Source organism: Bacteroides sp. ET489, assembly GCF_030518095.1.
In the GTDB taxonomy this organism is placed as follows: Bacteria; Bacteroidota; Bacteroidia; order Bacteroidales; family Bacteroidaceae; genus Bacteroides; species Bacteroides ndongoniae.
Genome location: NZ_JAULLJ010000061.1, coordinates 1 through 8,358 on the forward strand (window position 1 = coordinate 1; position 8,358 = coordinate 8,358).

At 47.9% G+C, this 8,358-nt stretch carries 7 protein-coding genes; 6 read left to right on the plus strand and 1 reads right to left on the minus strand.

What is annotated here, in order from left to right:
- Nucleotides 1-79 precede the first annotated feature (79 nt).
- Entirely contained in the window at nt 80-247 is a 168-nt protein-coding gene (locus tag Q3C19_RS17250; protein WP_159434444.1) for a hypothetical protein, read from the minus strand.
- Between the two features lie 97 nt (nt 248-344).
- Here Q3C19_RS17250 and pheS point away from each other — a divergent pair, with 97 nt between their 5' ends.
- The 6 genes from pheS (at nt 345) to Q3C19_RS17280 (ending at nt 8,212) form a co-directional block, all read left to right on the plus strand.
- Complete coding sequence (pheS, locus tag Q3C19_RS17255) at nt 345-1,379, plus strand: phenylalanine--tRNA ligase subunit alpha (protein ID WP_071149047.1); 1,035 nt, start codon at nt 345-347, stop codon at nt 1,377-1,379.
- Nucleotides 1,380-1,518: 139 nt separating this feature from the next.
- Nucleotides 1,519-2,715: an MFS transporter gene (locus Q3C19_RS17260; RefSeq protein ID WP_022161633.1), complete on the plus strand. Its 1,197-nt coding sequence runs from the start codon at nt 1,519-1,521 to the stop codon at nt 2,713-2,715.
- Between the two features lie 43 nt (nt 2,716-2,758).
- Nucleotides 2,759-3,433 (plus strand): endonuclease III, encoded by a 675-nt coding sequence (nth, locus tag Q3C19_RS17265; RefSeq protein ID WP_277122391.1) that lies wholly within the window; start codon nt 2,759-2,761, stop codon nt 3,431-3,433.
- A gap of 148 nt (nt 3,434-3,581) precedes the next feature.
- A complete protein-coding gene (pgk, locus tag Q3C19_RS17270; protein WP_113740855.1) occupies nt 3,582-4,841 on the plus strand; it encodes a phosphoglycerate kinase in 1,260 nt (419 codons plus the stop codon).
- Between the two features lie 72 nt (nt 4,842-4,913).
- Complete coding sequence (locus Q3C19_RS17275) at nt 4,914-5,945, plus strand: porin (RefSeq protein WP_071149045.1); 1,032 nt, start codon at nt 4,914-4,916, stop codon at nt 5,943-5,945.
- 71 nt (nt 5,946-6,016) lie between these two features.
- Nucleotides 6,017-8,212, plus strand: coding sequence for a tetratricopeptide repeat protein (locus tag Q3C19_RS17280; RefSeq protein ID WP_302731001.1), 2,196 nt, complete (start codon nt 6,017-6,019; stop codon nt 8,210-8,212).
- The last annotated feature ends 146 nt before the right edge of the window (nt 8,213-8,358 follow it).

Sequence of the window (8,358 nt, forward strand, 5' to 3'; positions counted from 1 at the left end):
ATATAAATTTTGTCAATGAAAGACAACTTTCTTTTTTTTGATTTTATATCGAACTCACGTTACAGTAAAAGTTTCCGATTCAATCCCGTACATTGCTGTCGAGTACTACTGCAATGACAGTCAGGTCATCGGCCACCGGAGAGATTCCTTCCAGACGGATCGATTTTCCTTTCTGCGAGATTTTGACATCCTGACGGGTAGACAAAACCAATACCAAAACTAAAGAGCATCCGAAGCGTAAGTTCACACTTGCACAAAATTAACGGCCCCAAGACAAGCTATATCGTAATAAAATTGTATCTTTGCATCGTTTTTTACTTTAGGAATAACATAAGATAATAACTATGATAGCTAAAATCGAACAGCTTCTGCAAGAAGTAGAAGCAATGAAAGCCGCTAATGCTGAGGAACTCGAAGTGCTCCGCATCAAATACCTCAGCAAGAAGGGAGCCATCAACGAACTGATGGCAGACTTCCGCAACGTACCCGCCGAACAGAAGAAAGAGGTAGGTATGAAACTGAACGAACTGAAAAACAAAGCCCAAGAAAAAATCGCTGCGCTGAAAGAACAATTCGAAAGCCAGAATACGGGTTGCGACAACCTCGACCTGACACGCTCGGCCTACCCCATCAAGCTGGGTACACGCCATCCGCTTTCCATTGTAAAAAACGAAATCATTGATATCTTCGCACGCATGGGATTCAACATCGCCGACGGTCCCGAGGTAGAAGACGACTGGCACGTATTCTCGTCCATGAACTTTGCCGAAGACCATCCGGCACGCGATATGCAGGATACATTCTTCATCGAAAACAACGAAGGAAATGTTACGCACAACGTCATCCTGCGCACGCACACGTCGAGCGTACAAAGCCGCGTGATGGAAACGACACAACCGCCCATCCGCGTCATCTGTCCGGGACGTGTATACCGCAACGAAGCCATCAGCTACCGTGCACACGCTTTCTTCCATCAGGTAGAAGCCCTGTACGTAGACAAGAACGTATCGTTCACCGACCTGAAGCAGGTGTTGCTGCTCTTCGCTCAGGAAATGTTCGGTAGCGACACCAAGATTCGTCTGCGTCCGTCCTACTTCCCCTTCACCGAACCGAGTGCCGAAATGGACATCAGTTGCAACATTTGTGGCGGAAAAGGCTGTCCGTTCTGCAAGAACACGGGCTGGGTAGAGATTCTGGGATGCGGAATGGTAGACCCCAACGTACTGGAACTGAACGGAATTGACAGTAAGGTATACAGCGGCTATGCCCTCGGTATGGGTATCGAACGTATCGCCAACCTGAAGTACCGCGTCAACGATTTGCGCCTCTTCTCGGAAAACGATGTCCGTTTCCTGAAAGAGTTTGAGGCGGCACAATAACCGAGAAATCTCGTTCAACACATTCTTTTTCATTTTTCATTAGGCACTAATTACACGAAAAACACCGTGTTGCCTCCCCTTCCGACATGGCAACCGTGAGATTCGTATAATTCGTGCCTAAAACATTTTTTTCACACACATGAAGGACAGGCTCGTTACCCCCAGTTATTGCTTTATCCTTGCGGCCAACTTTCTGTTGTTTTTCGGCTTCTGGCTGCTGATGCCGGTACTTCCCTTCTACCTGGCGGAAGTATTTCAGGCCAACAAAGCCACCATTGGTGTTGTCTTGTCGTGCTACACCATCGCGGCCTTGTGCATTCGCCCTTTCTCCGGCTACCTGCTCGATACTTTTGCCCGCAAGCCATTGTATCTACTGGCCTATTTCATCTTTACTGCCATGTTTGCAGGTTATCTGGTAGCAGGCACACTTACCCTGTTCATCCTCTTCCGCATTATCCACGGCGTATCGTTCGGCATGGTTACCGTAGGCGGCAACACCATCGTCATCGACATTATGCCCTCCTCGCGCCGCGGTGAAGGACTGGGTTACTACGGACTGGCCAACAACATCGCCATGTCCATCGGCCCCATGACAGGACTGTTCCTACACGATGCCAGTGTCTCTTACCCCATCATATTCTGCTGTTCGTTAGGCTCCTGCCTGACCGGTATGCTGTGTGCTTCGGCCGTAAAGACTCCCTACAAGCCCCCCGTCAAGCGCGAACCCATCTCGCTCGACCGCTTTATTCTGCTGAAAGGTCTTCCGGCAGGCATCAGCCTGTTGCTGCTGTCCATCCCCTACGGTATGACTACCAACTACGTAGCCATGTACGCCAAACAGATCGACATCCAGGCATCTACCGGGTTCTTCTTCACCTTCATGGCCGTTGGTATGGCCGTGTCGCGTCTCTTCTCGGGCAAGCTGGTAGACAGAGGAAAAATAACACAAGTCATTGCCGCAGGACTGTATGTCGTCATTGTCAGCTTTTTCCTGCTGGCGGCATGTGTCTACATCATCCGCTGGAATAGTGATGCATGCACTGTCCTCTTCTTTCTGATAGCCCTGATGCTGGGCATCGGCTTCGGCATCATGTTTCCCGCCTACAATACGCTTTTCGTCAATCTGGCTCCCAACAGCCAACGCGGAACAGCTACCTCCACCTATCTGACTTCGTGGGATGTAGGTATCGGCATCGGAATGCTGGCAGGAGGATACATTGCCGAAATCAGTACCTTCGACAAGGCTTATCTGTTCGGCGCATGCCTCACCATCGTGTCGACTCTTTATTTCCACCTGAAAGTGTCTCCGCACTATCACAAGAATAAATTAAGATAAGCAGACAGCAACAGAGATTTCACTCCAAAGCCATCCAATATATATGAGAAAAAAAGAACGTTACGAAAAGATATTAGCCTGGTTTCGCGAGAACCGCCCAATAGCCGAAACCGAACTGCACTACAGCAATCCTTTCGAACTGCTGATAGCCGTCATACTTTCGGCACAGTGCACCGACAAGCGTGTCAACCTGATAACGCCTCCGCTGTTTCGCGACTTCCCGACCCCCGAAGCACTGGCTGCAACAACGCCCGAAGTTGTCTTCGACTACATACGCAGCGTGTCCTATCCCAACAACAAAGCCAAGCATCTGGTAGGTATGGCCCAGATGCTGGTCAAGGACTTTAACAGTCAGGTTCCCGACACACTGGACGAACTCATCAAACTGCCCGGAGTGGGCCGTAAAACAGCCAACGTCATCCAATCGGTCGTATTCAACAAAGCTGCCATGGCTGTCGACACCCACGTGTTCCGTGTCAGCCACCGGCTCGGTCTGGTTCCCGACCGTTGCACCACCCCTTTCAGTGTCGAGAAGGAACTGACTCAGAACATTCCTGCCGAAGACATCCCCATTGCCCACCACTGGCTCATCCTGCACGGACGTTACATCTGCCAGGCGCGTACTCCCCGGTGCGAGGAATGCGGGCTGCAACTGCTGTGCAAATATTATTGCTCAAAGTATAAAGTAAGCAAAGAGAGCGGAAACAGAGACAAATAAAATAACATTTATTCGTACAAAAGAAAAAAAATAAATGCTAACTTTGCGGCAAAAAGAAAAGAGAGACCAAATACAGGCCTGCCAAAGTGCAGCCAGTAACGCATCTCTGCCGGAAAAAAGAAAGTAACACTTTTAAATAAATATAGAGATTATGACAATTGATCAATTTAACTTTGCCGGAAAAAAGGCATTCGTTCGCGTGGACTTCAATGTACCCCTGGACGAAAACTTCAACATCACAGATGACACTCGTATGCGTGCCGCTCTTCCTACGCTGAAGAAAATTTTGGCCGACGGTGGTAGTATTATTATCGGTTCTCACCTGGGACGTCCGAAAGGCGTAGCCGATAAGTTCTCTTTGAAGCACATCCTGAAACACTTGTCTGAACTGTTGGGTGTTGAAGTACAATTTGCTAACGACTGTATGGGTGAAGAAGCTGCCGTTAAGGCTGCCGCTCTGCAACCGGGTGAAGTACTGTTGCTCGAAAACCTCCGTTTCTATGCCGAAGAAGAAGGCAAACCGCGTGGTTTGGCCGAAGATGCTTCTGACGAAGAAAAGGCTGCTGCCAAGAAAGCTGTAAAAGAGAGCCAGAAAGAATTCACAAAGAAACTGGCTTCTTATGCCAACTGCTACGTAAACGACGCATTCGGTACAGCTCACCGTGCACACGCTTCTACGGCACTGATTGCTAAATATTTCGATAAAGACAATAAGATGTTCGGTTACCTGATGGAAAAAGAAGTGAAGGCCGTTGATAAAGTATTGAACGACATTCACCGTCCGTTTACAGCCATCATGGGTGGTTCGAAAGTTTCTTCTAAGATCGAAATCATCGAAAACCTGCTGAACAAGGTTGATAACCTGATCATCACTGGTGGTATGACATATACCTTCACCAAAGCTATGGGCGGTAAGATCGGTGTATCTATCTGCGAAGATGACAAGCTGGAACTGGCATTGGATCTGATGAAGAAAGCCAAAGAAAAAGGCGTTAATCTGGTACTGGCTACAGATGCCAAGATTGCTGACTCTTTCTCGAACGATGCTAACACCAAGTTCTGCAAAGTAAACGAAATTCCTGACGGATGGGAAGGTCTGGATATAGGTCCTGAGAGTGAAAAAGCATTCGCTGAAGTAATCAAAGGTTCCAAGACTATCCTGTGGAACGGTCCTACAGGTGTATTCGAATTCGAAAACTTCACTCACGGTTCACGTTCTGTAGGTGAAGCTATCGTAGAAGCAACCAAGAACGGCGCATTCTCACTGGTAGGTGGCGGCGACTCTGTAGCTTGTGTTAACAAGTTCGGTCTGGCTCAAGGCGTATCTTACGTTTCTACTGGTGGTGGTGCATTGCTCGAAGCTATCGAAGGCAAAGTTCTTCCGGGTATTGCTGCTATCAACGAATAAAAGTCAATCTATTCATACCCCAAGGCAGCTCTTTGAAAAAAGAGTTGCCTTTTTTAATTTATATCTTTACGTATGAAACACATCCTGCTTTCCTGCCTCCTTCTGTTATGCGGAGGATACACACTCAAAGCACAGGAAAATACAAAAACAGCAAACGAAGTAATAAACACTCTGAAAGAACGCATTACCCTGCAGGGATATGCGCAAGTCGGTTACACCTATGACGACCAGAATGGAGGGAGCAACACGTTCGACATCAAACGCGTCATCTTCATGGCAAGCGGCCAGATAACCGACAAATGGTTGTGCTACTTCATGTACAGTTTTGCCAATACAGGAAAAATACTCGAAGCTTACACTGAATACAAGTTTCTGCCCGAAATCAAAGTCCGGCTCGGACAGTTCAAAACCATGTATACTTTCGAGAATCCTATATCGCCCTGCTATGTAGAGTTGATCAACTGCTATGCACAGTCTGTCAACTACCTGGCCGGTATCGACGGCAGCGATCCTCTGTATGGTTCAAACAGTGGTCGCGACCTGGGACTGATGGTATACGGTGACCTCTTCGACAAGCTGATAAGCTACAACCTGGCTGTAATGAACGGACAAGGCATCAACAAAAAAGACCTGAACAACCAGAAAGACATCGTAGGCCGCCTCATCTTCCATCCGCTGAAATGGCTGTCGGCAGGAGGTTCGTTTATAAAAGGAAAGGGACACGCCGTTGCCGCCTCTGCCTACAATCCCGAAGTCGGTATAGGCGAAAACTATACACGCAACCGCTGGTCGGCAGGTGCCACGATTACCACCACTCCGGTTGACATCCGCACCGAATATCTGGCAGGAAAAGACGGAAACGTCAAAAGCGAAGGATATTATTGCACAGCATCGGTTCACGTATTGCCCAAACTGGACGTCATCGCTTCGTATGACTACCTCAACAAAAACAAGACTGCGGCAGACAAACAAACCAACTACGTGGCAGGGCTGCAATACTGGTTCTACCCCAAATGCCGTGTACAGGCACAATATACGTACTGCGACCGTCACAAGGGAGAAAGTTCCAACCTGATACAAGCCCAGATACAAGTCAGATTCTAAGCAAGTGTTTTTTGGCATCCTTTTTGTATATTTGCAACATATATAATCATACAAGAAAATATTCCCTATATATGAACGAGAAAAACATACAAGAGCAATACAATCATATCGTCCTTCTGCTGAAACAGAAACGCCTGAAAGAAGCCCAGTCGCAACTGCAGGCTTTCCTGTGGAATGCCAACAACTGGGAACTTCAGAACCGGCTGGAACAGGCACAGACCTCCTACCAGTACATGCTGCAATACATGAAACAGGGTACCGAGGACCCCGAAAGGCACAAACTGTACACACGCCTGCTGGCCGAAACCTGGGAAATTGCCGACCAGACACGGCTCAGTCTGCTGGAAAACGTTTCATCGCGCTATTACATCTGGCTGCGTAAAGGATGCAAATATCCCGTACCGGTACAAAGTCCGGGCGAGATACTGAAGGAACTGGAAGCCTACACCGACGACATGGCTGTCAGCCTGCTGAATCCCAGCGACATGAAGACCATCAACAAAGTCATCGAACGTCACGAAACAGCTCAACAAGACATTGCATTGTCTACATGGGGAAACAGTGCCTGGACTACTACAGAGGCGGCAGAAGCCCAACTCTATCTGAAATCGGAACTGATCTCATCTATCGACTTGTGCCTGTTTACCAGTATGGTTACTCTCAGCCTGATAGAATGTTTCGACGCACGTAAGCTATCTTGGCTGATGGATGCCTACACGCATGCTGATACGCAAGTCAACCAACGGGCATTGGTCGGCATCGCCATCATTCTGCACTGTCATCCCGACCGCATCTCCCTCTATCCCGATCTGACAGCCCGTCTATCCCTGCTCGACGAAAACGGTAACTTCGGCAAACAGCTGAACCGCGTCTACATGCAGTTGCTGTACAGCAAGGAGACTGACAAGATTAACAAGAAGATGCAGGAGGAAATCATTCCTGAAATGATAAAAAACGCAAATGCAGTCAGCAACATCATGAAATTCGACCTCGAAAACTCGTCCGAGGACAACGACCGGAATCCGGATTGGGAAAAGGTCATCAACCAGCCCGAATTCGAGAATAAAATGCGCGAGATGAACGAACTCCAGATGTCGGGAGCTGATATCAACATGAGCACCTTTGCCCATCTGAAAAGCTATCCTTTCTTTCAGAAACCTTACAATTGGTTCCTTCCTTTCGACAAGCGCCACTCTAGCATCGTCAACATATATGGTCTGAATCTGGACAATGAGAGCTCCACGCTTTCTTTCATCCTACGGGTAGGGAATTATTGCAACAGCGACAAATATTCGCTTTGCCTCATGATGGGAAGTCTCCCTTCTCAACAGCGCCAGCAGATGTTGCAGCAGATGAATGTACAGGGGATAAGCGAGGCTATGGAGGACCAGATCAACCAATACTCCCAGCGGAGCGAACAACCGGAAACCATCAGCAATCTTTATATACACGACATTTATCGTTTCTTCAAACTCAATCAGCGCAGAAGCGAGTTCCGCGACCCGCTTAAAGAGGACATCGCTTTACACAAGATTCCGGCACTGAAAGAGATATTGGAAAAGCCCGAACTGCAAAAGGCCATAGCCGATTTCTACTTTGCCCAGGAACATCCCATAGAGGCTTTGCAGATCTATCTCGATCTGATTGACAACAACCATGCAGATGCCGACCTTTTCCAGAAAGCAGGCTACAGCCTACAAAAAGAAAAACGCTACAAGGAAGCTATTGAAGCCTATCGGAAAGCGGATGTGCTGAAACCGGACCACGTATGGACCATACGTCATCTAGCAGTCTGCTACCGTCAGTGTGGCGATTATGCCTCGGCCCTTGAATACTACAAAAAGGCTGAAAGCATACAACCCGAAAACAAAAATATCATCTTTGCTATCGGCAGTTGTCTGGCCGAACAAGAACGTTACGACGAAGCCCTTCAACAGTTCTTCAAGCTGGACTTCATGGAAAACAACAGTCTGAAAGCCTGGCGTGCCATCGGCTGGTGTTCGTTCGTCAGTGGCAAATACCAGCAAGCCATGAAGCATTACGAGAAAGTAATTGCTGCCAAACCAACTGCTACCGATTACCTGAACGCCGGCCACGTAGCCTGGAGCTTGGGGAACCTGGAAAAGACATGTGAATACTACGAAAAATCCATTCTGGAACTCGGTGGTAAGGAGGCTTTCCTCGAAGTGTTCCTAAAAGATAAAGAAACCCTGCTGAAACAGGGCATCGCTTCCGAAGATATTCCGCTGGTGCTGGATTTAATCTAATCCGAACCTACTGTCGGCAACAGGCGAAAGGATGCGTTCGTTTCAGGCCAGTTAGGCAATAATTTTTCCCCAGTTAGGCAATAATTTTTTCCTAACTGGGGAATATTTTTTTCCTAACTGGGCAAAAAACAGGCTATAATTTCATC

What these genes read in the sequence shown, in the direction of transcription:
- pheS (WP_071149047.1), top strand. Translation starts at nt 345, where the DNA reads ATGATAGCTAAAATCGAACAGCTTCTGCAAGAAGTAGAAGCAATGAAA.
- Q3C19_RS17260 (WP_022161633.1), top strand. Translation starts at nt 1,519, where the DNA reads ATGAAGGACAGGCTCGTTACCCCCAGTTATTGCTTTATCCTTGCGGCC.
- nth (WP_277122391.1), top strand. Translation starts at nt 2,759, where the DNA reads ATGAGAAAAAAAGAACGTTACGAAAAGATATTAGCCTGGTTTCGCGAG.
- Q3C19_RS17275 (WP_071149045.1), top strand. Translation starts at nt 4,914, where the DNA reads ATGAAACACATCCTGCTTTCCTGCCTCCTTCTGTTATGCGGAGGATAC.
- Q3C19_RS17280 (WP_302731001.1), top strand. Translation starts at nt 6,017, where the DNA reads ATGAACGAGAAAAACATACAAGAGCAATACAATCATATCGTCCTTCTG.